Source organism: Stenotrophomonas sp. WHRI 8082 (assembly GCF_040223995.2).
GTDB lineage: Bacteria > Pseudomonadota > Gammaproteobacteria > Xanthomonadales > Xanthomonadaceae > Stenotrophomonas.
The window spans coordinates 2,756,094-2,781,290 of sequence record NZ_CP167826.1; the positions used below are offsets into that span (position 1 = coordinate 2,756,094).

15 protein-coding genes are annotated in these 25,197 nt (G+C 65.9%); 6 read left to right on the plus strand and 9 right to left on the minus strand.

Annotated features, from left to right (window positions below):
- Positions 1–12: 12 nt before the first annotated feature.
- Positions 13–2,886, plus strand: a complete 2,874-nt coding sequence (locus ABRP17_RS12000) for a TonB-dependent receptor (RefSeq protein ID WP_349985503.1) — start codon at positions 13–15, stop codon at positions 2,884–2,886.
- A gap of 67 nt (positions 2,887–2,953) precedes the next feature.
- On the opposite strand, the gene fhuE is transcribed toward ABRP17_RS12000, so the two are convergent.
- The 5 genes from fhuE to ABRP17_RS12025 form a co-directional block, all read right to left on the minus strand.
- On the minus strand, positions 2,954–5,119 hold the full coding sequence (gene fhuE, locus ABRP17_RS12005) for a ferric-rhodotorulic acid/ferric-coprogen receptor FhuE (protein WP_349985502.1): 2,166 nt from the start codon (positions 5,117–5,119) through the stop codon (positions 2,954–2,956).
- A gap of 236 nt (positions 5,120–5,355) precedes the next feature.
- The gene (locus ABRP17_RS12010; RefSeq protein ID WP_192081356.1) at positions 5,356–6,093 is read right to left on the minus strand and encodes an endonuclease/exonuclease/phosphatase family protein; all 738 of its coding nucleotides are present in this window, start codon (positions 6,091–6,093) and stop codon (positions 5,356–5,358) included.
- A gap of 52 nt (positions 6,094–6,145) precedes the next feature.
- Entirely contained in the window at positions 6,146–6,958 is an 813-nt protein-coding gene (locus tag ABRP17_RS12015; protein WP_349985501.1) for a thiol:disulfide interchange protein DsbA/DsbL, read from the minus strand.
- 100 nt (positions 6,959–7,058) lie between these two features.
- Entirely contained in the window at positions 7,059–7,715 is a 657-nt protein-coding gene (locus ABRP17_RS12020; RefSeq protein ID WP_188326187.1) for a thiol:disulfide interchange protein DsbA/DsbL, read from the minus strand.
- A 103-nt stretch (positions 7,716–7,818) separates the two neighbouring features.
- Positions 7,819–8,607, minus strand: coding sequence for a c-type cytochrome (locus ABRP17_RS12025; RefSeq protein ID WP_188326188.1), 789 nt, complete (start codon positions 8,605–8,607; stop codon positions 7,819–7,821).
- A 123-nt stretch (positions 8,608–8,730) separates the two neighbouring features.
- Here ABRP17_RS12025 and yihA point away from each other — a divergent pair, with 123 nt between their 5' ends.
- Positions 8,731–9,330, plus strand: coding sequence for a ribosome biogenesis GTP-binding protein YihA/YsxC (yihA, locus tag ABRP17_RS12030; RefSeq protein WP_188326189.1), 600 nt, complete (start codon positions 8,731–8,733; stop codon positions 9,328–9,330).
- Between the two features lie 129 nt (positions 9,331–9,459).
- Here the strand turns inward: yihA and ABRP17_RS12035 are convergent, their stop codons facing one another.
- The gene (locus ABRP17_RS12035; protein ID WP_188326190.1) at positions 9,460–10,425 is read right to left on the minus strand and encodes an MBL fold metallo-hydrolase; all 966 of its coding nucleotides are present in this window, start codon (positions 10,423–10,425) and stop codon (positions 9,460–9,462) included.
- 101 nt (positions 10,426–10,526) lie between these two features.
- The gene (locus ABRP17_RS12040) at positions 10,527–11,384 is read right to left on the minus strand and encodes an AraC family transcriptional regulator (protein ID WP_188326191.1); all 858 of its coding nucleotides are present in this window, start codon (positions 11,382–11,384) and stop codon (positions 10,527–10,529) included.
- Between the two features lie 153 nt (positions 11,385–11,537).
- Here ABRP17_RS12040 and ABRP17_RS12045 point away from each other — a divergent pair, with 153 nt between their 5' ends.
- Positions 11,538–12,902, plus strand: a complete 1,365-nt coding sequence (locus ABRP17_RS12045) for a glutamate--cysteine ligase (RefSeq protein ID WP_188326192.1) — start codon at positions 11,538–11,540, stop codon at positions 12,900–12,902.
- A gap of 506 nt (positions 12,903–13,408) precedes the next feature.
- Here ABRP17_RS12045 and ABRP17_RS12050 read toward each other — a convergent pair.
- Positions 13,409–14,461 carry an NAD(P)-dependent alcohol dehydrogenase gene (locus ABRP17_RS12050; RefSeq protein WP_188326193.1) on the minus strand — a complete coding sequence of 351 codons (1,053 nt, stop codon included), beginning with the start codon at positions 14,459–14,461 and terminating at the stop codon, positions 13,409–13,411.
- 104 nt (positions 14,462–14,565) lie between these two features.
- Between ABRP17_RS12050 and ABRP17_RS12055 the strand changes: the two genes are divergently transcribed.
- The 3 genes from ABRP17_RS12055 to ABRP17_RS12065 all read left to right on the plus strand — a co-directional run bounded on the left by ABRP17_RS12055 (position 14,566) and on the right by ABRP17_RS12065 (position 16,443).
- Complete coding sequence (locus ABRP17_RS12055) at positions 14,566–15,450, plus strand: LysR family transcriptional regulator (protein ID WP_349986357.1); 885 nt, start codon at positions 14,566–14,568, stop codon at positions 15,448–15,450.
- Positions 15,451–15,581: 131 nt separating this feature from the next.
- Positions 15,582–15,992 (plus strand): hypothetical protein, encoded by a 411-nt coding sequence (locus ABRP17_RS12060; protein ID WP_349986356.1) that lies wholly within the window; start codon positions 15,582–15,584, stop codon positions 15,990–15,992.
- Between the two features lie 190 nt (positions 15,993–16,182).
- Positions 16,183–16,443, plus strand: a complete 261-nt coding sequence (locus tag ABRP17_RS12065; protein WP_349986354.1) for a hypothetical protein — start codon at positions 16,183–16,185, stop codon at positions 16,441–16,443.
- A gap of 25 nt (positions 16,444–16,468) precedes the next feature.
- Here ABRP17_RS12065 and ABRP17_RS12070 read toward each other — a convergent pair whose 3' ends face one another.
- Entirely contained in the window at positions 16,469–25,180 is an 8,712-nt protein-coding gene (locus ABRP17_RS12070) for a GH36-type glycosyl hydrolase domain-containing protein (protein ID WP_372486760.1), read from the minus strand.
- Positions 25,181–25,197: the final 17 nt, after the last annotated feature.

The window sequence follows — 25,197 nt, forward strand, 5'->3', positions numbered from 1 at the left end:
AGAGAGAAGCGAATGAACAATCTGCATTGCCGCCCCTTGGCGGTCGCTGTATCGCTGTGCGTAGGATTGATGTCATCGGCCATGGTCATGGCACAGGAGACGCCGCGGGTCGCCACCGACCTGGACCGCGTCGAGGTCACCGGCTCGCGCATCAAGCGGGCCGAAGTGGAGGGCCACCTGCCCATCCAGACCCTCACGCGCACTGAAATCGAACGCACCGGCCTGACCTCCATCGGCGAGGTGCTGCAGCAGCTCACCGGTTCCGGGTCGGCGCTCAACGCGAAGTTCAATTCGTCCGGCAACTTCGGTTTCCCGCCGGATGGCAGCGGGGTGGGGGCGGGCTCGGCGCAGGTGGATCTGCGTCATCTGGGCGCCAAGCGCGTGCTGGTGCTGGTCGATGGCATCCGCTGGGTCAACGAATCGTCGGCCTCCGGCGTGGGGTCTGCGACCGACCTCAACACCATTCCACTGGCCATCGTGGAACGCGTCGAGGTGCTGGAAGACGGTGCCTCGTCGTTGTACGGATCCGACGCCATTGCCGGCGTGGTCAACATCATCACCCGCCGCAATTTCGATGGCGCGCAGGTGACGATGAACTACGGTGAGTACAGCAAAGGCGATGGCGCGCAGAAGGGCGTGGACCTGGCCTGGGGTACGCAGGGAGATCGCTACAGCCTGTTCCTGGGGGCGAGTTATACGAAGCAGGATCCGGTGTATGCCAATACGCGGGAGCAGTCGCGCTTGCCCATCCCGGGTACAGGCCTGACCTTCGGCAGTGGTGGCATTCCACAGGGTCGCTTCCGCTTCATCGATCCGAACACCGGTGCCGTGCAGGACCTGGTGCCGAACACCGGCGCCAGCACCCCCAGCTATGACGGCAGCGCCGGGTGCAGCCGCGCCGATGACTATCACTGCTTCACCACCGCAGACCGTTTCAACTTCGCCGAGTACAACCTGCTGTTGACCCCATCAGAGCGTAAGGGTGTGTTCGGTCAATTCCGGTTCGACATCAGCGACAACGTGCAGTGGTACGTCAAGGCACTGGGCAATCGCCGCGAGTCCACCAACCAGGCTGGGCCTGAGCCTCTGTTCTTCGGGCCCGATGGCGCTACCGGCAACCCGCTGGCGGACAACATCACGATCTCGGCGTTGAACCCGTTCAACCCGTTCGGCTTCGATCTTGTTTCCTCGGGCAACATGCAGTTCATCGGCCGGCGCCCCGTTGAGGGCGGTCCGCGTGTGTTCGAACAGGAGGTCAACACGACGTATGTGGCAACCGGCCTCGTGGGCGATTTCCAGGCAGCCGATCGCAGCTGGTTCTGGGACGTCAACGGCATGTACAGCAAAAACAAGGCCGAGCAGACAAACTACGGCAGCTACAACATCTTCAACATTGCCACCGCGCTGGGGGATCCTGCGGCATGTGCGGCAACGCCGGGCTGTGTGCCGCTCAACATCTTCGGCGGCGAAGGAAGCATCACCCCGCAGATGCTGCAGTGGATTCAGCCGGTTGTCCGTGACCGCAGCCAGAATGAGCTGAGCCTGTTCACCGCCAACCTGTCCAGCGAGCTCTTCACCTTGCCCGCCGGTCCGGTGGCCTTCGCGACAGGCTACGAGTACCGCAAGTACGAGGGCTCCTACCAGCCTGATCCGCTGACCGTGATCGGCCATTACAACGGTGTTCCGTCTCTGCCGACATCCGGTTCCTACGACGTCAATGAAGCCTACCTGGAGCTGAGCATCCCGATCTTCGCCAAGAGCGCGCTGGGCGAGAAGCTGGATCTGAGCCTGGCCGGACGTTACTCGGACTACTCCACCTTCGGCGGCGAGTTCACGCCTAAATACGGCCTGCGCTGGCAGGTGACCGATGACTTCGTGCTGCGCACCAGTTATGCCGAAGGCTTCCGTGCACCGTCCATCGGCGAGCTGTACGGTTCGGCCGCGCGCGCCGACCTGCAGATCTTCGATCCATGCTCCATCGGGCTGGGCGGCGATGCACCGCGCGGCAGTGCTGCCAACTGCGCGGCGTTGGGCGTGCCGACCGGCTTCCAGTCGGCGAACTCGCAGATTTCGGTCACCACCGGCGGCAACATCGAGCTGGACCCGGAGCATTCGCGCAGCTTCAGCGCCGGCTTCGTGTGGAGCCCCTGGTTCGCCAACAACACCGAGTGGTCGGAGCGTTTTGACGTGGAGGTGACGTTCTATCGCCACACGATCGAAGGCGCGATTCAAGCCATCAACGCGCAGACCCAGCTGGACCTGTGCGTGGATTCGCTGGACCCGCTGTACTGCAGTGGCATCACGCGTGCCAATACCGGTGCGATCAGCAGCTTCAACAACCGGCTGACCAACCTCGGTTCGATCAAGACCGATGGCTGGGATGTGGACCTGTTCTACACCCTGCCGCAGACTGACATGGGGCAGTTCAAGCTGGGCTGGCAGAACACCTTCGTCGGACGCTACGAGGCACTGGGTGCAGCCGGGCAGCGGCAGCCGCAGGAACCGGGCGTGGAAGTCGCCGATAGTTCGATTCCGGAATGGACCAGCAACGCCAGCGTGTCGTGGGCGCTGGACAACTGGAACGCCTCATGGACGGTGCGCCATATCAGCAAGCTGACCGAACAGTGTGGCGATGCCGTGGCGTTCCCCATCTGCGGCAACCAGGCCGAGGGCACGAATGAGCTGTCGGCGACCACCTTCCATGACATGCAGGTGGGCTACAAGGTCGACTGGATGAAGGGCCTGCAGCTGAGCCTGGGATTGAACAACGTGTTCGACAAGGATCCACCGATCTGCCTGTCGTGCTCGTTGAACGGGTACGACGCGTCCACGTATGACATTCCGCGTGGCCGCTTCTGGTATGCGAGGGCGGATCTGCGGTTCTGATGCAGAAAGGGGTCAGAGTCCGTTCGCTTTGCGAAAGCACTCTGACCCCGATTTCAGTCAACGAAACTCAGAAGTTGTAGGTAAACGTCAGCGAGCCATTGCGACCGTCACCGAACGCACCGTAGCCGTTGATCTGCGACAGGTACTTCTTGTCCAGCAGGTTGTTGAGGTTGGCCTGCACGCTGAACTCCGGCGAGATGCGGTAGCGCACGAACGCGCTGACCAGTGCATAGCCTTCCTGCTCGATACGACCGTAGGCCGGCACCGGGTAGTAGATGCGGTTCTGCCAGTTGGCACCGCCGCCGACCGTCAGCGCGCTCAGCGACTGCGGGGTGTAGCTGGTGAACAGCTTGATCGTGGTCTGCGGCAGGTTGGTGTTGATGTCGGCGTCGTTGATGTCCTTGGCCACGTAGCGCGACGCACCGAAGGTGGCATTCCAGCCCGGTGTCAGTTCGCCGTTGAGCTCCAGCTCGAAGCCACGGCTGACCGTACCGCGTGCAGCGATGTACGCAAACTCGCCCGGGCGGCTCGGGATCAGCTCGCTGGTGACCTGTGCCACGTTGTCCTGCTCGATACGGAAGGTCGCGACCGAGGCGTTCAGGCGGTTGTCGAACCACGCGCCCTTGACGCCGATCTCATAGCTCTTGCCGTCCACCGGATCCAGGTAGCTGCCGCTGCGGTCGCGTGCGGTCTGCGGCTGGAAGATTTCGGTGTAGCTGGCGTACGTGGAGTAGGTATCGTTGATGTCGAACACCAGACCCGCGTACGGGGTGGTGACCTTGTGCGAGCGGTCGGCCCCTTCGCCCGTGCTCTCCCAGTCGGTGTAGCGCGCGCCGAGGATCAGCTTCAGCGGATCAGCAAGCGCCAGGCGGGTAGCCGCGTAGCCGGCCTTCTGGGTAATGGTGCCTTCGCTCTGCAACGGCAGGGTGGCAGCCCAGTTCGGTTCCGGGAAATCGCCCACGCCGGTCAGGTAGTTGTCCAGTGGCGCCCAGCCGACCTGGTAGTCGCCGTAGTTGGCGAACTCGCGCTTGTTGTAGCTCAGGCCGGCCATGAACTGGTGCTCGCGACCGAACAGCTGGAACGGACCTTCCACGAAGCCGTCCACCGCGTTGACCTTGCGCTCGGTGTTGTAGAAACCGGCCGAGGGCGTGACGCCGGCACCGGTAGTCTTGTCCAGCAGCGAGGCGCCCGTGGTCCAGTCGTTGTAGGCGGGGTAGAACAGCTTGTCGTCGGCCTTGGTGGTGTCATGCGTAGCGCCGAGCTTGACCTTCCAGTCGTTGGCGAACGCATGTTCCAAGGTCGCGAACAGCCGCTTGCTGGTGGTGTCCCAGTAGGTCCAGCCCGGGTTGGCGCTGAACGATTCGTCGAACGGCGTCGGGCTGCCGTCGGAGAACAGCATCGGGAAGCCACCCCAGGTCGCGCCGTTGGCACGCTTCTGCTGGTAGTCGTAGCCCACGCTGAGCAGGGTGTCCGGGGTCAGGTCGGCATCGATGACGGCGTAGCCCAGCGTCTTGTGCTGGTTGTAGCGGTCCATCTGCGATTCGGTATCCAGGTAGCTGCCGATCACACGACCGCGCACCGTGCCGCTGGCATTCAACGCACTGCCCACGTCCACCGTGGTGCGGGTGCGGCCCCAGCTGCCGACGTTGATCGACACGCTGCCGGCCAGCTCGGCGCTGTCGGCATGCTTGCGGATCAGGTTCACCGAGGCCGACGGATTGCCGGCGCCGGTCAGCAGGCCGGTCGCGCCGCGCACCACTTCCACACGGTCGTACAGGGCCAGATCCAGGCCGGAATCGCCATAGCTCCAGTTCTGCACCATCTGCGTGGGCAGGCCGTCGAACTGGTAGCTGTCGATGTAGAAGCCGCGCGCGTAGAACTCGGTGCGCTCGGTATCGGACTGGGTGCTGCTGACGCCGGTGGTGTTGGCCAGCACGTCGAGGATGTCATCCAGGTTCTGATCTTCGATGCGCTGGTGGCTGATGATGCTGATCGACTGCGGAATCTCGCGCGGCGCCAGCGAGAAGCGGGTGCCGGCCGACGTGCGGCGCACCGAGTAACCTTCGGCCCGCTCGCCCTTGACCACCACGCCGTCGAGGGTGGTCGCCGAGGGGCTGGCGCCGTCGGGTGCGACACCCTGCTGGGCAAACGCAGGTGCGGCAGCGAGGGTGCACAGGGCGACCAGCAGCGCCTGCGGCAGGCGATGCAGGGTGAGGGGGGCAGAACGGGTCATCGGCTTCAACCAGGCAGGTCGCTACAAGCGCCTGGCCGGGAATCCCTGGTGGCCGGGCGGAGCGGAGAGTGGGGGGCGAGCTGTCGCAGTCGCGCACGGTCCTGCGCGGTCACGATGCGCCATGATAATGGGAGTGATTCGCATCATCAATAGATAAAAAAGGGGACGGAGGGGATTAAGTCGTTTTTGGCCTGCCTGCATGCCAAAAACGACTTAATCCCCTCCGTCCCCTTTTTTCAGCGGAGGGCGCTGGCGGGGACTTCGATCTCCATGGCCAGGGCCAGGTGATCGGAGAACGCGGCGGGTACCGCTTCGACACTGCGCTGTTGCAGGTTGCTGCTGACCAGGATGTGGTCGATGGCGCGGTCGGGGCGCCAGCTGGGGAAGGTCGGCACCACGCAGCCGGGGGGCTGCAGGGTGGTCTTCTGGTACAGCACCTGCATTTCCGGCCGCTCGGCCAGGCAGTTGAAGTCGCCCATCAGCACGGCGTTGGGGTGGTCGGACAGCATGTCGGCGATGAACGAGAGTTGCGCCAGACGCGAGCCGGCACCCAGCGACAGGTGTGCCACTGCCACGGCCAGCCCCTCGGCTCCGTCACCGAACTTCGCCAACAGCACGCCGCGCCCGCCTATCCGGCCGGGCAGGGCGTGGTCCTGCACTTCTACCGGCTCCAGCCTGCTGAGGAGCCCGTTGGCCGACGACGCCACCCCGCCCATGCGCCGGTTCGGCTGGTGGCTCCAGTAATTGAAGCCGGCCTGCTGGGCGAGGTAATGCGTCTGGTTGGTGAAGCCCGAGCGCAGGCTGCCCGGGTCCGCTTCCTGCAGGCCGACGATGTCGTGCCCACGCGCCAGCGTGGCGATGGCATCCAGGCTGCTCCGCTTGCGCCCGGCCGGCAGCGCATGCGACCAGCTGCGGGTCACATAGTCACTGTAGCGGCGGGTGCTGGAGCCGGCCTGGATGTTGGCCGTCAACAGACGCAGGGTACGTGCGTGGGGGGAGTTCACGTCGGGATGCGCTGTGCCGGGATCAGTTGCCGGCCTTGGCCGCACGCTCGCGCGCGATCAGATGGTCGGCGATGCGCAGGTAATCCTGGAAGGAGTTGCCCTTCACCAGATACTTGCCGTTGATGATGAGCGACGGGGTGCCGGAGATCTTGCTGCGCTGGGCGAACTGCTTGGCGGCATTGGTCTTGGCATTGACCGCGAAGCTGCTCATGGCGGCGGTGAACTGCTTGGCATCAACACCGTGCTTGGCGTAGAAGCCGGCAATGTCCTCGACCGAATCACGGCCGCGCTCACCCTTCAGGGTCTGCTCGGCGTGGATGGCGGAATACAGGGCGTCATGGGTCTTCTCTTCCACGCCCAGCGTCTGCGCTGCATAGAACGCACGAGCGTAGTCGTCCCAGGTGCCACCGAACATCGCCGGCACGTAGAGGAAGTTCACATCACCCGGCAGACCGGCTTTCCACGGTCCGACCAGCGGCTGGAACGCAGCGCACGCGGGGCAGACGAAGCCGAAGATCTCCACCACTTCGACCTTCCCTGCGACCGGCTGGAAGGGCTGGCCATTCTCGATCACGATGTAATCAGTGCCTGCGACCGGCTCCGGGCCGGTCAGGCGCATGGGCGCATCGGCCGCCACAGGGGCTGCCTCGCTGCCAGCGGCCTGCTCGGTGCCTGCAGCCTGTTCGCTGTTGGCTGCTGCGGCGGTATCGGCAGCCGGTGTGGCGGTGGCGGCGGTCTCGGTCGGCGCGGTCACGTTGGCCGAGCCATCGTCCGCCTTGCAGGCGGCAAGGAGGGGCAGCAGGGCCAGCAGGGTCAGGGCGAAACGGGTCTTCATCAAAGCTTCTCCAGCCATGGTTGAAGCCGACGGCGTGCGTCGGCCAGGAACGAATGATGACACGCAGGGGCATTGCCTCCGCGTGTGGGTGGCGTGTGGTTCAGCGGGCCTTGCCGTTGCGTGCCCGGGCGATCAGTGCCGAGGCGATGCGCAGCTGGTCGGCGGCGCTGGTGCCCTTGACCAGATACTGGCCGTTGATGATCAGCGTCGGCGTACCGGGGGTCTTGGTGCGCAGGGCGAACTCGCGCGCTGCCTTTACCTTCGCCTGCACCGCATCGCTTTTCAGCGCCGCCACGTAGGCGGCTTCTTTCACGCCGTACTGCGCGTAGAAGGTGGCCAGCTCTTCCGGCGATACGTTCTGCATCGGCAGGCTGCGGTCTTCGTGCAGCGCCTTGAACACGGCACTGTGGCTTCGCTTGGCGACGCCCAGCTGGTCAGCGGCGTAGTAGGCAGCCGCCCAGGTGTCCCACGGGCCACCGAACGCAGCCGGGACCGGGGTGAATCGGACGTCCTTGGGCAGTTTGGCGACCCAGGCGACCAGTTGCGGTTCGAAATGCGCGCAATGCGAACAGGTATAGCCGAACACTTCGGCCACTTCGATCTTGCCGGCCAGCGGCTGGAAGGGGCCGGGCTGGGCGATGAGCTCGTAATCGCGACCTTCCTGCAGGTCGGTCGCAGCGGTGGCGGCGGGCGCGGCGGACAGGGCCAGCGGCGCCAGCGCCAGCAGGGACAGCAACAGACGGGGAATCAACCTCATCGACACACATCTCCAAAGGAACGATCGCCAGCGGTGTGCCAGCGCGGAGATGAACATACCTCAGGCGGCCGCCGCGGGGGATACCGCAGCGGCCAGGCGGTCATCAGGGAGCGGCGAGCGGTGCACCCTGCGCGGCCACATCGTCGGCCCGGTCATGCAGGCCCTGCAGGTAGCTGCCCAAGGCCTGGATCTCCTGCTCGGTCAGCTTGGCAGCGATGGTTGCCATGATCTGGAAGTGGGCCTTGTCGGTCTCGCCGGTGCGCCCGGCCTGGTATTCCTGCAGGCGACGCGCGACATAGCTGGCGTGCTGGCCGCCGATATGCGGATAGGCCGGGCCGGGATTGCCCGCGCCGGTCGGGCCGTGGCAGGCCATGCACGCCGGCAGTCCGCGCGCGACATCGCCGCCGCGATACAGCTGCTGGCCGATCTCATAGAACTTCAGCCCCTTGTAGGGGCCCTCGGCGACCGCGCCGTCGTCGGCGATGCCGGCACCCGCCTTCTGCGTAGCGAAGTAGGCGCCGATATCGCGCATGTCCTGCGCGGTCAGGTCCTTGACGAAGGGCACCATCGCCACCGAGGCACCGGAGGTGCGCTGGCCGGTGGCGATCAGGGCCATCTGCTGGGCGCTGTAGCGCTCGCTCTGGCCCGCGATGCTGGGATACATCTCGATGCTGGCGTTGCCGTCAACGCCATGGCAGGCCGCGCAGGCAGCCGCTTTTCCCTGTCCCGCTTTGGCGTCGCCCCACGTGGTCTTGCTGAAGTCGATTTCCAGCGATGCGGTCTGAATCGGCCCGTTGTCGGGCAGCGGTGTGATGCTGGTCTGCGCCCAAGCGGCGGCGGCCAGAACGGAGACAGCAAGTACGGAAACGGCAAGAACGCGAGCGTGGCGCATGCTAAAGCTCCGTTTTGGTCCGGCCAGGCCCTCCGCCCGGATACACCTGATTATCAGCGCCGCTTCACGCTACGGTCAATCGCTCCCCGGGCGCGCGGCGTCGCAACATGCGATCCTATAGGCATGTCTCTTCTCATCGAACGCGCGCATTACTTCGTTTCGGCCCACAACATGCGGCAATTGCCGCCTGACGAGGGGGCCGAAGTGGCCTTTGCCGGCCGCTCAAACGCCGGTAAATCCAGCGCCCTGAACGCCCTTACCCGCCAGAACGCGCTGGCCCGGGTGTCCAAAACCCCCGGGCGGACCCAGCAGCTGGTGTTCTTCCAGGTCACCCCTGCCGCCCATCTGGTCGATCTTCCCGGTTATGGCTATGCCAAGGTGCCGCTGGACCTTCAGGCGCACTGGCAGGCCTTCATCGACCAGTACTTCCGCACCCGCCAAGCGCTGCGTGGGCTGGTGGTGGTGATGGACATCCGTCACCCGCTGAAGGAATACGACCGGCAGATGCTGACCTATGCCGTACAGCGTGGCCTGCCGGCGCACGCGCTGCTGACCAAGGCGGACAAGCTCAGCCGCAGCCAGCAGATGATCTCGCTGAACAAGGTCAAGAAAGAGCTGCACGAGGCCTTCGGCGATACCGTCGGCGTGCAGGTGTTCTCCGGCGAAAGCCGGCTGGGCGTGGATGAAGCGCGCGGCATCATCGGCGGCTGGCTGGGCCTGTAAGCCGACGGCAATGACGGGGTAGAGCCGACTTCAGTCGGCTGTGGAAACCCGGTGCCGACTGAAGTCGGCACTACCGCGCGATTCCCACCTACCGCGCGGTTCCCACCGGGCCAGCGGCCCTCACCCCGGTCAGAGCGGCGAGAACTCCGCGGGCACCCACGCGTATGCCCCGCGCTCGCTGCGAACGTGACCCACTCCCGGGAAGGGCAGGTGGGCGCCCGCGACCCACCATTTTCCGTCCGCCGCCTGTTGCAACATGGTGCGTCTGCTGTCGATGGCTGCCTGGCGGTCGCTGTCTGCTTCGAAAGACGCCTGCGGATAGGCGAACTGCACGGCGTGGTAGTGCAGCACATCGCCCCACACCAGCAGGGACTCGCCCTCGCTGTCGAACCGGTAGGACACGTGGCCCGGCGTATGGCCGTGCGTATCCAGCGCGACGGCGTGCCCCGGCAGTGGCTGTCCCGGCACGAAGGTGCGCAGGTGCTTGCTGGCCTGGTAGGGTGCCGCTGCCTTGCGTGCCAGCGCGAAGGCGAAGCGCACGCCTTGGGGTGCGGTGGCTTCGCTGGCGGGGTCCAACCAGTAATCCGCATCAGCCTGTGACAGCCACACCGTCGCGTTCGGATAGGCGACCTTGCCCTGTGCATCGAGAATCCCGCACAGGTGGTCAGGGTGGGCGTGGGTGAGCAGTACGTCGTCCACATCGGACGGATCCACACCGGCCGCGCGGAGGTTGCCGAGCACCTGTCCCAGGCCGGCCCCGAAGCAGTCGGCAGTACCCGCGTCCACCAGCGTCAGGCGGCCACCGTCGCGGATCAGGAACGCGTTGACCGCGGTCTGCAGGCCCTTCTTGCTTTCAGGTACGAAGCGCCCCTCCAGTGCCCGGGTCACCGTGGCGGGATCAATGCCGGTGAGTTCCTGGCGGCCCAGGGCCACCACACCGTCGAACAGGGCCGTGACCTGCAACTGGCCGATGCGTTGGTGGTAGACGCCGGCGACCTGTTCGGTCGGGGCAGGGGAGTGGGGGGCGGCCAGCCCGCTGAACGGCAGCGAGGCCAGCGCGAGCAGGACGGCACGGGGCAAGGGGAAGACGGGCATGGGGCGTTCTCGATGGCGCGGCGAAGGCCGCATGGCGTCATCGTGGCGTGCGTCGTGTGCGCGATGCGCTCAAGCTGGTGCGTGCAACGCTCGCGGCAACGTCAAGCGCGGCCGATGTCTGCCGGCTGCAGGCCATAGCGCTCGACGAAGCGTTTGCTGAAGCTGGGCAGCGAGCGGTAGCCGACGCGCGCTGCCACCGACTTCAGCGGCAAGCGGGTCGTGTACAGCAGCCCCATGGCGTGGGCCAGGCGGGCCTCGATCAGCAGCTGGCGCAGGCTGGTGCCATCGGCCGCCAACCGTCGGCGCAGGGTGGCGCCGCTCAGGCCGAGGGCTGCTTCCACCTCATGCGATGGCCAGTCACGCGCGGGCTCGGCGGCGATGCGGTCGCGCACCTGTTCGGCCAGCGACGGTTGCGGGGGCAGCAGCAGACTGCCGTGGCCCTGCCGCGTGAGCGCCATCGCGAACGTCGCCAAGGCCAGCCGCGCATCGCTGTAGTGGCCATCCTGCAGCGACTGACGCCAGCGTCGCAGCAGCGTGCGGTGTTCCCGCAACGGCAAGCGGACCAGTACCTCGCCTGCGGCAGGCAGCGGCTCATTCCACAGCGTGCGTGCAGCCGTCAGGGCCTCATCGCAGAACGGCACGATCGCACTGACATAGCGGCCGCTGCGCGCATCGGGCACGTTGACCACATCGATCCGGCAACGACGGGTGATCAGGAAGATGTCGCCCGGCACGAAGCGCAGTGACTGGCTGGCGGTGCGGACGCGCTTTTCGCCCTCCAGCAGGATCGCGAACTGCGGCGCGGGGATCTCCACCGACCGTGCACCGTGTTCGCGCAGGGCGGTGACGCAGGCGTAGCCCTCGGCGCGGGCGCAGTCGGCCAGGCTGGCCATGTCGGCCAGCACGTCGCTGCTGTCGCAATCGGCAAGGTCGGCAAGGTCGGCAAGCGCGGGTGTCATTGGCCCAGTGTACGAGGGTCAAGCCCCCGCGGGTGGGATGCTGAAGTCCGTCACGGAGGCGTGACGCGGGCAGGCCGCACGCTATAGTGCGCCCTTGTGATGAAGGGGCGGCAGCCCCATTCCATCGGCCACCCCACCAGCGAGTCCTGTCCCTTGTCGAGCCCCAGCCACGTCGCGCAGACGCCCATTACCGATCGTTCGCAACTGGTGGAAGTGATTGCCTCGGGAGAAAAGCCGCGCAGCGCCTGGCGCATCGGCACCGAGCATGAAAAGTTCGGCTTCCGCCTGGACGACCTGCGTGCACCGACCTTCGATGGCGAGCGCGGCATCGAAGCGCTGCTGCAGGGTCTGCAGCGATTCGGCTGGGAAGCCGTGCAGGAACAGGGCCGCACCATCGCCCTGCTGCGCGATGGCGCCTCGGTGACGCTGGAGCCCGCTGGCCAGCTGGAACTGTCCGGCGCCGCGGTGGAAACCATCCACCACACCTGCGTGGAAACCGGCACCCATCTGAACGAGGTGGCCCAGGTCGCCGGTGAACTGCAGCTGGGTTTCCTCGGCATGGGATTCCAGCCGAAGTGGGCACGCGACGAAATGCCGTGGATGCCGAAAGGCCGCTACCAGATCATGAAGAACTACATGCCCAAGGTCGGTTCGCTCGGCCTGGACATGATGACGCGCACCTGCACGGTGCAGGTCAACCTGGATTACGCCACTGAAGCGGACATGGTGAAAAAGTTCCGTGTGTCGCTGGCCCTGCAGCCGATCGCCACCGCGCTGTTTGCCGATTCGCCGTTCACCGAGGGCAAGCCCAACGGCTTCCTCAGCTACCGCTCGCAGATCTGGACCGATACCGATGCGGACCGCACCGGCATGCTGGATTTCGTGTTCGACGACGGGTTCGGTTACGAGCGCTACGTCGATTACCTGCTTGATGTGCCGATGTACTTCTCTTACCGCGATGGCGTGTACCACGATGCCAGCGGACAGAGCTTCCGCGACTTCATGGCCGGCAAGCTGCCGGTGCTGCCGGGCCAGCTGCCGACGCTGACCGACTGGGCGGACCACATGACCACCGCGTTCCCGGAAGTGCGGTTGAAGAAGTATCTGGAGATGCGCGGCGCGGACGGTGGTCCTTGGAGCCGCCTGTGTGCGCTGCCTGCGTTCTGGGTAGGCCTGCTGTACGACGATGAAGCGCTGGATGCCGCGTGGGATCTGGTGCGTGACTTCACGCTGGTGGAGCGCCATGCACTGCGCGACGGCGTGCCGCGGCATGCGATGAACCTGCCGTTCCGCAACGGCACCGTGCGCGACCTGTCGCGCGAAGCGGTCAAGATCGCGGTGGGTGGCCTGAAGCGTCGTGCGGCGTTGAACGCCGACGGCATGGACGAAAGCCATTACCTGGATGTGCTGCAGGAAATCGTCGAGTCCGGCTTGACGCCGGCCGAACGCAAGCTGGCGCTGTTCCATGGCCGCTGGAACGGGGATGTGGACCACGTGTTCCGCGAGTTCGCGTACTGATTGCTGCGAACGGTGAAGCCCCTCGTGGTGGGTTGCTGGAAGCGGATTGCTGGGATCGGGCCGGGCGGGAGGGCTTGGTGGGGGACGGCAAAAACCGCATCCATGCGGGCCTCGTTTCGCGCCATCCATGGCGCTCAACGCCCCCACCAATCCCTCCCGCCCGGCCCTGACAGACTGTCTGCGTCCCGCCACGTAAGAAGAAGGAAAAGCGGTAGCGCCGACCCATGGTCGGCGAGCGCAGCGGGCCGTTGCCTGAAACATTCCGCCGACCATGGGTCGGCGCTACCGATCTGATTTTTCTTTTTCTTTTCCGTGGTGGGCCGCCGCAGAATTCCGGCAGGGCCGGGCGATGGGGTTGGGCGGGGGCGTTGAGCGCCAAGGATGGCGCGAAACGAGCGCTACATGGATGTACTTGTGCGCGTCCCCCGACCAGTCCCACCGTCCGGCCCGAATCGTAGAAGGCTCTACGACGCCACCACGAGGGGCTCAGCCGTTCGCTGCAACGATCAGCCCTTGATCGAGGCCATGTCGATCACGAAGCGGTAGCGCACGTCGTTCTTCGCCATCCGCTCCCATGCTTCGTTGACGTCCTGGATGTTGATCACTTCGACGTCGCTGACGATGCCGTGCTCGGCGCAGAAATCCATCATCTCCTGCGTTTCGGCCATGCCGCCGATCGCCGAACCGGTCAGGTGCTTGCGACCGAAGATCACGCTCACGCCGGTCAGCGGCGGGTCCAGTTCGGTCAGCACGCCGACCAGGCACATGGTGGCATCGCGCTTGAGCAGGCCCATGTACGGGTTGGTGTCATGCCCGACCGGAATGGTGTTGAGCAGGAAATCGAAGCTGCCCGCATGCGCCTTCATCTGTTCCGGATCACGCGACACCAGTACCTCATCAGCGCCCAGGCGCGTGGCATCGGCGCCCTTTTCCGGGGTGGTGGTGATCATCACCACGCGTGCGCCCAGTGCCTTGGCGAACTTCACGCCCATGTGGCCGAGGCCACCCAGACCGATCACGCCGACCTTCTGGCCCGGGCCGACCTTGAAATGGCGCAACGGCGAATAGGTGGTGATACCGGCGCACAGCAGGGGTGCAGCGGCCTTCAGGTCCAGCTTCTCCGATACCTTCACCACGAAGCGCTGTTCGACCACGATGTGGTCGGAGTAGCCGCCCTGGGTGGCTTCGCCGGTCTTACGGTCGGTACCGTTGTAGGTGAAGGTCGCTCCCTCGGCGCAGTACTGCTCCAGATCGTGGTTGCAGGCGTCGCAGTGGCGGCAGGAATCGACCATGCAGCCGACGCCGGCGAAGTCGCCGACCTTCAGCGTGGTGACGTCGGCACCGACTTCCACCACCTTGCCGATGATTTCGTGGCCGGGGACCATCGGGTACTTGGCGCCACCCCAGTCATCGCGGGCCTGGTGGAGGTCGGAATGGCAGATGCCGCTGTACAGGATCTCGATGCGCACATCACCGGCGGCTACGGCGCGGCGCTCGAAGGAGAACGGCACCAGCGGCGCGGTGTTGGAATGCACGGCGTAGGATTTGGCGAGGGACATGGGGGATCCTTGGCAGGGTTTATGGAAAGGCGCTTTACAATACGCCGGCTCGGGCGGGCGACATAGGCCGTTGATCGGGATGATTCATCAAGGCGCACTGCACAATGGCAACCGATAACCTGACCCACCTCGCGGCCTTCGCCGCCGTGGCCCGGCACTGCAGCTTCCGCCGTGCCGGCGCCGAACTGGCGCTGTCCACGTCGGCAGTCAGCTATGCCATCCGCGCGCTGGAGGAGCGGCTGGGCGTAGGCCTGTTCCACCGCACCACCCGCAGCGTATCGCTCACCGAAGCCGGGCAGCGGTTGATGGAGCGCCTGCAACCCGCCTTGGGGCAGGTGAGTGACGCGCTGGAGGAAATGAACCAGTTCCGCGCCACCCCGGCCGGCCTGCTGCGCATCAATGCCGCACGGGCCGCCGTGCCGACACAGCTCAGTCCACGCCTCAGCCGTTTCCTGCAGGCGCATCCGGACGTGCGCATCGAGGTGACCGAAAACGACGGTCTGGTGGATATCGTGGCGCAGGGCTTCGACGCGGGCGTCCGCCTGCACGAGTTCGTGCCGGAAGACATGGTGGCCGTGCCCCTGGGGCCGCCGCTGCGCGGCATGATCGTCGCGTCGCCCGCCTATCTGGCCGTGCACGGCGCGCCCCTGCACCCGCGCGATCTGCTGCAGCACCAGTGCGTGCGATTCCGCTTCGCCAGTGGGCATCTCTACAAGTGGCAGTTCGAACAGGGCGAAGAGACCTTCGAGATCGACGTGCAGGGCCGACTGACCTTGAGTGAGCAGACCACCATCGTGCGCGCGGTGCTGGATGGGCTGGGGATCGCCTACGTGCTGGAAGACGCTGCGCGGCCATGGCTGGACTCGGGCCAGCTGGTGAGCATGCTCGAAGACTGGAGTCCGCCCTTTCCGGGGTTCGTGCTGTATTACCCGCGGCAGCGGCAAATGACCTCGGCGCTGCGCGCGTTCGTGGATATCGTGCGCGGCTAGCGGAGTAGGGAGGGTGTGCCGGCGATGCCACATTCCTGGCAGGCAGGCTGCGTGGGCGCCGCTAAGGTGGAGTTTAGATGCTGCCGCGCACGCCGCAGCGGCACCCTGTCATCCGTCTCAGGAGCACGCGCATGTACGCATCCCTCTCTGTTGCAGCGACCGCCGGGCGCGCCCGCGGATCGGTCCCGCCCGACGCGCCAGTGCACTCGATGCGCAGCGTCAGCAATCATCTTCGTACCGAGCCCGGACGGCGCTACGACCAGCTGAAATCGGTAAGTGGCAGCGTCGAGATTGCGGCCTGGGCCATCGTGGGCGGCGCCGACACGACCAGCGGGGATATCCATGTAAGCGAAGAGGCGGCGGTGGGGCCGGTCAGGAGCATCAGCGGCAACGTAGTGGTCGGCAATAAAGCCTGGATTCGTAGTGCGAAACCGTGCGTGGCCACATCACGCTCGGCCGTGATGTCCAGGTGGAAGAGGGGGTCAAGTCCACCAGTGGCACGATCAATACAGGTCACGGCTGCCGCATACAAGGCGATGTGAACTCAGTCAGTGGCGATATCGCGCTGCATGCCACCGAGGTGGAGGGAAATATCCATGTGGTGTCGTCTGACCTGACGGTGGCGGCGGACTCAACGGTGGGGGCGGCGTTCACCTGCACCGGCCGACGAGCGCGTCGTGCCACCGGCCACGCATCGTCATCGGGGCGCATGCGCGCGTCGAAGGGGAACTGGTGTTCGAATCACCGGTAGAGCTGTACGTGCACACTACCGCGCATACCGGGCCGATCCAGGGCGCCAGCCCAATGGCATACGACACGCCGCATCCACCACAGCCGCAGCGTCTACCGATGCCGCCGGTGGTCACGTTCGACCCTGGCATCCTGTCTGTTCAATGGGCCCCCCTGATGATCGGAGGCTCCATCACGATCGGCAACATTGGATGCAACTCCGGCAACCACTACGGCGGTGGCTGGGGCAACGCGCGCCGTTGAGGCGCAGGCTGCTTCGTGTGCGGGGTCAAGACTCCGCTGCGCTGGGTTGATTCCACCGTACGTCCGCATGATGCACGGCGCCATCGTCCTGCAGTGGAATGCTCAAGTCCGCCTGGGTGACCCCATCAAGGACCAGCTGCGTTGCTGCGTCATCAGCCTGTTGAATATGGATCACGTACAGAGCGGAGCCAAAGCGATAGCGCAGGGTGTAGTGCGTCCATGCCGCAGGCAGGCAGGGAGCGAGCAGCAGCCGGTCTCCCGCACGCTGCAGGCCGAGCAGTGACTCAGTCAGCAGCCGGTACATCCAGCCGGCCGAGCCGGTGTACCAGGTCCAGCCGCCGCGGCCCGTATGCGGGGCAACTGCGTAGACATCGGCCGCCAGGACGTAGGGCTCCACTTTGTAGATCGCCAGCGCCTCGGCATCCACGGCATGGTGGATGGGATTGATCATGTCGGCCAACGACCAGGCCATCCGTGCGTTGCCCTGCTGCGCGAAGGCCATGGCCGCCCACACCGCGGCATGCGTGTACTGGCCGCCATTTTCGCGCACGCCGGGCACGTAGCCGCGGATGTAGCCCGGATCGGTGGATGTCCTGTCGAAGGGGGGATCCAGCAGCTTCACCAGGGCGGCATCGCGATCCACCAGATGCTCCGCCAAGGAGGCCATCGCGGTGTCGGCACGCTGCGGATCCGCCGCACCGGACAGCACTGACCAGCTCTGCGAAATGGAATCGATCCGACATTCATCGCTCTGTGTGGAGCCCAGTGGCGTGCCATCGTCAAACCACGCGCGTCGGTACCACTGGCCATCCCATGCATGGGCCTGCAGGGCATCGTGCAGGCGCTGTGCCTGCGTGCTGCAGTAGTCCGCGAAGGCTTGATCACCGCGGGCATGGGCGAGGCCGACGAAGCGCTGCAGGGTGTCGAACAGGAAGAAGCCCAGCCACACGCTTTCGCCGCGCCCTGCATCGCCTACGCGGTTCATGCCATCGTTCCAGTCACCCGTTCCCATCAGCGGCAGTCCGCGTTCGCCAACGAGCTCGCACCCGCGGCGCAGGGCGAGCACACAGTGCTCGTAGAACGGCTGCCGAAGCGGCGAAATCAGCGGCGTATCGTAATAAGACTCTTCGTCTGCATTGACCGGACGGCCTTCGATGAAGCCGACGACCTCATCAAGCACACTCTGATCGCCGGTGACCTGCACGTAGCGGCAGGCGGCAAACGGCAGCCAGAGGTAGTCATCGGAGCAGCGCGTGCGCACACCGCGGTTCTGCGGTGGATGCCACCAGTGCAGCACGTCCCCCTGCGGGAACTGCTGGGCAGCGCACAGCAGCAGATGGGCGCGGCTCAATGCAGGATCGGCATGCACGGTGGCCATGGTGTCCTGCAGCTGGTCACGGAAGCCGAATGCACCACCGGACTGGTAGTAGCCGCTGCGTGCTACATAGCGGCAGCCCAGCGTCTGGTACATCAGCCAGCCATTCACCAGCACGTCCACGCTGGGGTCGGGCGTTTCGACCTGCACCGCACCCAGCAAGTCCTCCCAGTGGGTGTGCAGCGCTTCCAGTGCATCGTGGGCGCTGCGGCTGCCCTGCACCGCGCGTGCAAGCTGCAGCGCTTCCTCGCGGTCCTTGCCCATGCCCAGGCGGAAGATGACTTCCTGTTCCTGGCCATGGTCCAGCACCACCGGTGCCTGCAGCGCCGCGCACGGATCCAGTCCAACGCCCAGGCGATCGGACAGGCGCTCGCGCCGCAACGCGGCAGGGTAGGCCACGCTGCCATTGCGGCCGAGGAACTCGGTGCGGCTGGCCGTGTGGCTGCCGTCGCGGGCATCGGTGTCGAAGAACGCGACACGACCGCTGAAATCGGTGTTGTAGGGATTGCGTGCAGTCAGTGCGCCGGTCTCGGCGTCCTGCTCGCACACGATGTGCATCTGTGATTTCCCGCGGAGGTCTGCCAGCACCCACTCCACGTACCCCGTTGCGGACAGACGGCGTGCACGACCGGATACGTTGCGCAGCTTCAGCACCGAATACTTGACCGCGTCGCTCACGGCGACATAGATCCACAGGGCCGAGGTGATGCCGTCTTCGGTGTGCTCGTACACGCTGTAGCCGAACCCGTGGCGCACACGGTAGTCACCGCGACCACGGCAGGGCAGCGGCATGGGCGACCAGACATGTCCGGTTTCTTCGTCGCGCAGATAGAACGCCTCACCGCCGCTGTCCGACACGGGATCGTTGTGCCATGGCGTCAGGCGGAACTCGTGCGCGTTCTCGTACCAGGTGTACCCCGGCGCGCTTTCGCTGACCACGGTGCCCAGCTTCTCGTTGGCCAGGACATTGGACCAGGGGGCCGGCGTGGGCGCTCCTTCGCGAAGGGTGATGATGTATTCGCGGCCGTCGGCCGAGAAGGCACCGATGCCGTTGTCCTGCAGCCGCCCCTCAGCGACGTCGCGGAAGGGGCTCGGTGCCGTGCCGATGACGGTCCCAGGGTAAGAGGCGGTGTTGCCCGGATCCACCCATCCCGTCACCTCGTCGGCCGGCTTTGCCGGTGCATCGATGACGAGATCAGGCGGTAGTCGGTCAGCGGGCTCGTGACGGCCGACCTGGGTGGCCAGCGTCCCACGCTGGTCACTGATGATGACCCGCGCCACGGATTGCAGCAGCACGCGATCCTCCGCCGACATCTGGTGACCCGGCCGCACGAAGATGCCGCCGGGACGATCCAGCACATTGGCTTCTGGATCCGCCGAAATCATTCCCAGGATCTGGTCCTGCAGCAGCTGGCGGTAGCCCGGCTGGCTCTCGTTCCAGATCACCAGATCCGCACGCAGGCCTTTCAGGCGCCAATACGCATGCGCCTGCACCATCTGCCGCACCAGTTCGATGTTGTCGGCGTCTGCGATCTGCAGCAGGGCGATCGGGAGGTCGCCGGATATCCCGTGCCCCCACAGCCCCGACTGACCACGCTGGTTCTGTAGCAGGACGGCGGGGTCGGCACGCAGCAACGGGTTGGCATGCACGATCAGCCCCGCCAGCCGCTCGTACAGCTGGGCATCCGTCTGCGAGGCATTGATCTGGCGGCGGACCACTTGGCTGTGGGTCCAGGCGAGATCGAAGACGCGGTCAGCCAAGCGCCGATCCCGGTACTTGTCGACCAGCGCGATGCACGCATCACGATCGGCACCAACGCCCTGCACCATGTCGACCATGACCGTCTGCCCAGGGGCCAACTCGATCCGGCAGCGGATCGCCACGATGGGATCCAGCACCGAGCCTTCGCTGTCCGACAGCGCGTCAACGGCGAGCAGCGCGTGCGGAGCACGCGGCGTGTTGCCCCGTCCCAGGAAGCGCGCACGGTCGGTCTCGTACGAGATCGCGCCGATGTCGGCATCGTGCACTGCCACGAGGTGGAACATCCACGGTGGGATTTCATCATGCGAGCGCGGTCGCCGCGTGCACAGCAGCGCCTGCTTGTCGCGCACGATCTCGGTCTGCACGAACAGATTGCTGAAGGCAGGATGCTGCTCATCCGCCGCTGCCGGTGCCAGCACGACTTCGGCATAGGTGGTGATCTCGATGGTGCGGGTGTTCCGGCTGCGGTTGCTCAGGCGCAGTCGGCGCAGCTCGATGTCGTCCTCTGCCGAAATGGCGATCTCGAGATGGCTTTCGTAGCGCTGCCGGCGTCCGCGGAACTCCACCTTCGCATCGGAGAAGATGGCTTCGTACTGGTCTACCGGCGCGCAGGTGGGTTGCAGCGAGGTCGACCAGAAATCACCGGTCTGTACATCGCGCAGATAGCAGAAGGTGCCCCAATGATCGCGGGTGCCATCTTCGCGCCAGCGGGTGATGGACAGGTCGCGCTGCCGGCTGTAGCCGCCACCGGCACTGGTTACCAGGCTGTGGTAACGGCCATTGGACAGTAATTGCACGGCCGGCCTGGACGTGCCGGGGTTGTGGAAGATGCGAAGGTGCGTTTCGGTTTCCGCGTTCATGGCGGGCTCGCCGACACCCTCCGCCTGGTGCGGGTGGAAGATGCCGCTGCGTGGTACGCGCTCCTGCAGCAGCAACAGCGAGGCTTGGAACTCCGCGTCGGCAACGAAGCGCTGCTGCATGGGCTGCTGTCTCAGCAGATAGACCAGCGACAGCAACCCCATACCCTGGTGGTGTGCCATGAACGCACGGATCACGGCATGGTCCTGCCCGTGCGGCACGCGTGCCGGGGTGCAATCAATGGCCTCGTAGAATCCGAAATCGCTGCTGAAGCCGAGCGCGGCCATTTGCTGCAGGTTGAGGCAGGCAGCCTCCGGCGCGACCATCAGGGCCATCATGCTTGCGTACGGGGCAATCACCAGGTCCTTGCCGAGCCCGCGCTTCAGTCCCAGGCCGGGTACGCCGAAGGCCCGGTACTGGTAGTTCATCCGTGTATCGACGGTGTTGTAGCCGGACTCGGAAATACCCCAGGGCACGTTGTGCTGTGCGCCGTAGGCGATCTGCGCCTGGACGGCATGCAGTGCCGTCTGGTCCAGCAGCGTATCCGGGTAGCTCGGCATGACCAGCTGCGGCATCAGGTACTCGAACATCGAGCCGCTCCACGACAGCAGCGTGGCGTTGCCATTGACCTCGGTCAACAGGCGGCCGAGCGCGAACCAGTTTTCCTGGGGTACCTGCCCCTGCGAGATGGCCACGAAACTGCACAGGCGTGCTTCAGAGGCGAGCAGGTCGTAGCAGCCACTGTCCAGGCGGCGTTCGTCGACGTTGTAGCCGATCGACAGCAGGTGCCGTGACCGGTCGTACAGGAAGGCCTGTTCCATCAGGGAGAACTGGCCCGCGACATGCGCCAGTCGTTCCATCTCGCGGATGGTCTCGCGCGCACGTGTGGCGGCGGCCGGGTCGAGCACCTGCGCGGCAAGGTCGCGCAGGCTGGGCAGTGCCGCGTCTGCGGGCATCGCCGTGCCGACAAAGTACTGGAGTTCCGCCAGCGCGTCGGTGCAGGCGTTGGCCAGCGCCGTGGGCCAATGCGGAACCGGGACGTCGGCGGGAGCCGCAGCAGGCCACGCCTGCGCAATCGCCTCGGCGTGCCGCGCCAACGACGCCAGGCTGTCGGCTGCCGTGCCCAGTGTGCCGGGAGGCTGCTGCTGGACCTGCGTGAGCAGCGCACGGAACGTGCCGACCGCGGTGGACAGGGCGGCATTGTCCGCGTGGCCGGAAAGCCGGTCTTCCTCCAGCACGCCGAGCGTATCGGCCAGACCCGCGAAGGTCGCAGGGGCGAGCACCGGCGCATCCGCCAGCGCCAGCAGGCCCTGGCGCAAGGTCAGCAGGTGGCCGGCAAGGTTGCCGCTGTCGACGGTGGAGATGTACGCGGGAGGAAGCGGCTGCAGGGTGTCGGTGGTGTACCAGTTGTAGAAATGCCCGCGATGGCGTGGCAACGCGTCCAGCGTGGAGAACACCCGCTGGGTCCGCTCCAGCACCGTCCTGGCCTGCACATAGCCGAAGTCGTGCGCCGACAGGTTGGCCAGCAACGAGAGGCCGATGTTGGTCGGTGACGTACGTCGGGCCACCACGTGGGTGGGGTGCTCACGCACATTGTCAGGCGGCAACCAGTTGTCTTCTGCACGGACGTAGGTTTCGAAGAACGCCCACGTACGCCGTGCGAGCCTGCCCAGGAACGCGACCTGCAGCGTGGACAGGTTCGCGTCGCGGTGCAACGCCGGTCGACCGAGCCGCGCCATGATCAGCGGCGCACCGGCCCACAGGATCAGGAAGGGCAGGGCGACCCACAGCGCGGCAGGCTGCCGTGCGGCGATCACTGCGGCCAGGCCCAGCGATGCCAAGGCAACCGGTCCCATGCTGCGCAGCTCGGCCTGCATGCCATTGCCCAGGCTTCGCTCCACCTCGCTTGAGGGATTCCACTGCAGCAGATGGCGACGGCTGACCAGGCTTCGCCACAGCGTGCGGCCGATGGCCGTCAGGCTGAAGAGCGCTTCGTAAGGCAGGCAGGCCAGGTTGACCGCCGCGCGCAGCAGTTGCTGCGACGTGGCCTGGCCGAGGCGGACCAGATGGGCCTCCATGGGCATGTCCACGGGCATCAGGAACAGGTCACGCAGTGCAGGAATCAGCACTGGCAGCAGCCACAGGCTGATCAGCCATGCCGTCCATGCCAGCGGCGCCGGTGCGATGAACCAGCCCAGTACCAGCAGGACCGTCATGGCGATCGGCACAAGGCTGCGGCGCAGGTTGTCCAGCAGCTTTCCCCGTGACAGCCACGACAGGGGATTGCGTTCGTAGCTGCCGTCCTTGCGCGGTACCCACGGCAGCAACCACGGCAACAGCTGCCAATCACCGCGGATCCAGCGGTGCCGACGCTTGACGTCGGCGGCGTAACGGGTCGGGTAGTCCTCGTACAAGCGCACGTCGCTGATCAACCCTGCCCGTGCGTAGCAGCCTTCCAGCAGATCGTGGCTGAGGATGCGGTTGTCCGGGAACCGGTCTGCCAGAGCGAGCTCGAACGCATCGACATCGTAGATGCCCTTGCCGACGAACGAGCCCTCGCCGAAGAGATCCTGGTAGACGTCCGACACGGTGCGCGTGTACGGATCAATGCCGCCCTCGCTGCCGAACATGCGGGCATAGCGCGAGCTGCGCCGACCGCCCAGGCTGGTGCCCACGCTCGGTTGCAGGATGCCGTAGCCCCGCACCACGCGGCGCCGGGTCGGGTCGAACTGGGCCTGGTTGAGCGGATGCGCCAGGGTGGCGATCAGTTCCCGCGCGGCATCGCGTGGCAGGCGGGTGTCGGTATCCAGCGTGATCACATAGCGCACGTCGGCCAGCACCGCGATCCTGCCGGTGACCTGCAGGAAGTCCTCCGTGGCGCCCTCGCGAAGCAGCCGGTTCAGTGCGGCCAGTTTGCCGCGCTTGCGCTCGTAGCCCATCCAGCGCTGTTCGCTGGCATTCCACTGGCGGGGGCGGTGCAGCAGGAAAAACAGGTCGTCTTCATCGCCATGGGCGTGTGTTGCCACGTAGCGCTGGTTGAGTTGGTGTATCAGGTGCGCGGCGCGTTCAAGCAGCGCCGTGTCCGACGGCAGGCTGGCCTGGTCGGCGTCGAGGAAGTCGGTCAACAGTGCGAAATGCAGGTAGCGATCGCGATTGGCGAGGAAGCGGACTTCCAGTGCTTCGACGAGGCTGTCCACCTCCTGGAGGCTCCCCAGCATGCTCGGCACCACGACGAGCGTGCGCGCCTGCGGCGATATTCCCGTCGAGTAGTCCATGCGGGGCAGCCGCTGTGGAGACGCCAGTACGGTGGCGGCCCAGTTGACCAGCACGATGCCGAGCTCACTGAAGGCGAGCACGGCGAGCGTGGCCACCAACGCCAGCAACGCGCTGTGCAACGGCAGCGCGGTGGCCAGCAGGCCCCAGGTCAGCAGGCCGACGATGGTGGCGATCGGCAGCAGGTAGACGGCCAGCGGGATCCGCTGCGGTCGCAGGCGAAGGCGCCTGGACCCGGACAGGGTCTGCGAGAGGCGCGCTTTGAGTTGCGGCATTCCATCGTCAACGAGATAGAAGCCGACGTGGGAGCGGAAGTCACCTGGCGTCGTCTGCGCCGCGGCACGGGCCAGTTCCACCGCGCAGTCGGCGACGAGGCGCTCATCGATGCGCCCCAGCCGCGCGATCCGCTCGACGACGTGGCGATAGCTGTCGCGCGTGCTGAAGTCCATCAGCGGGTAGGTGCCTGCGGGATCCTGGCGCAGGCCGTGTTCGACCACGCTCATGCTTTCCACGAAGTCGCGCCAGTCCATCGTGGCCAGGAAGCGAAGGCTGCCGATGCTGTTGCTGATGGACACCTGGTCTGCCGCCTGCTGCTGGCTCTCCAGGTGGACCAGCTCTTCAGTACGATGGCCCTCGGCGGCGGCCCACTGCTCCAGCCAGGTGATGGGCATGGCGAAGACGCCGCCGCGGCCCTGCAGCCCCCGTGAAAGCTCGGACACGAACGCGCCAGAGAGCGGCGGACGCGAGCGCGCCAGATCGGCGATCACCAGCACGACGTCCTTCGGGCTGGTCGCGGCGACCTGGTTCAGCCGTGCGGCCCAGGAATTGGCCAGCCTGCGGTCGGTACCGTCGTGCACCACGCGCACGGCCATCCGGCGCAGGTTGTCGATCAGGGCCAGGCGCAGCATGATCGGGATCGCCCACAGCTCGCCCAGCTTCAACGGCGCGATCGTCTGGTACGCCGCGATGAAGCGGCTGAGCGTTTCACCATCGATACGCCCATCACCGTGCGCGATGGCTTCCAGGGACAGCGCGTACACGCGCGGGAACCCGGCCGACGGACCTTGGGTGAGCGACGGCAGCTGGCGGCTGTAGCCGGTGGGGAGGTGTCGGCGCGCCGTGTGGATCTGCTCTTCGACCAGATAGTAGTTGTCCAGCAACCACTCGCCCGCAGGCGTGATGCGCATCTCCTCCTGCACCATGGCCGTGAGCAGGTTGAAGGCATCGGACAGCAGGCTCTCATTCTCTGCAAGCCGGCCCAGCAGGCGTTCCTGGCTGGGCCGCGAGTGCACGTCGTGCGAGCGGGCCAGTGCATGGCCGTGGCGTTCCATCTGCTCAACGTTGAACAAGGACGCGCGGAGGGGCTCTTCTACTTGAATCGGCGTTCTGACGGTGGCTTGGCGCAAGCGGCGCCAGAGACGTCGGCGCTGGCGTGACCAGCGAGCGAGAACGCGCAGGACCTGAAGCATGGAAGATCCTGATAGCG

Excerpts from the sequence above, each read along its gene's own strand:
- ABRP17_RS12055 (WP_349986357.1), top strand. The coding sequence starts at position 14,566 with ATGGCAACCGATAACCTGACCCACCTCGCGGCCTTCGCCGCCGTGGCC.
- ABRP17_RS12000 (WP_349985503.1), top strand. The coding sequence starts at position 13 with ATGAACAATCTGCATTGCCGCCCCTTGGCGGTCGCTGTATCGCTGTGC.
- ABRP17_RS12020 (WP_188326187.1), bottom strand. The coding sequence starts at position 7,715 with ATGAGGTTGATTCCCCGTCTGTTGCTGTCCCTGCTGGCGCTGGCGCCG.
- ABRP17_RS12015 (WP_349985501.1), bottom strand. The coding sequence starts at position 6,958 with ATGAAGACCCGTTTCGCCCTGACCCTGCTGGCCCTGCTGCCCCTCCTT.
- ABRP17_RS12025 (WP_188326188.1), bottom strand. The coding sequence starts at position 8,607 with ATGCGCCACGCTCGCGTTCTTGCCGTTTCCGTACTTGCTGTCTCCGTT.
- ABRP17_RS12070 (WP_372486760.1), bottom strand. The coding sequence starts at position 25,180 with ATGCTTCAGGTCCTGCGCGTTCTCGCTCGCTGGTCACGCCAGCGCCGA.
- yihA (WP_188326189.1), top strand. The coding sequence starts at position 8,731 with ATGTCTCTTCTCATCGAACGCGCGCATTACTTCGTTTCGGCCCACAAC.
- ABRP17_RS12035 (WP_188326190.1), bottom strand. The coding sequence starts at position 10,425 with ATGCCCGTCTTCCCCTTGCCCCGTGCCGTCCTGCTCGCGCTGGCCTCG.
- ABRP17_RS12060 (WP_349986356.1), top strand. The coding sequence starts at position 15,582 with ATGTACGCATCCCTCTCTGTTGCAGCGACCGCCGGGCGCGCCCGCGGA.
- ABRP17_RS12050 (WP_188326193.1), bottom strand. The coding sequence starts at position 14,461 with ATGTCCCTCGCCAAATCCTACGCCGTGCATTCCAACACCGCGCCGCTG.
- fhuE (WP_349985502.1), bottom strand. The coding sequence starts at position 5,119 with ATGACCCGTTCTGCCCCCCTCACCCTGCATCGCCTGCCGCAGGCGCTG.
- ABRP17_RS12040 (WP_188326191.1), bottom strand. The coding sequence starts at position 11,384 with ATGACACCCGCGCTTGCCGACCTTGCCGACCTTGCCGATTGCGACAGC.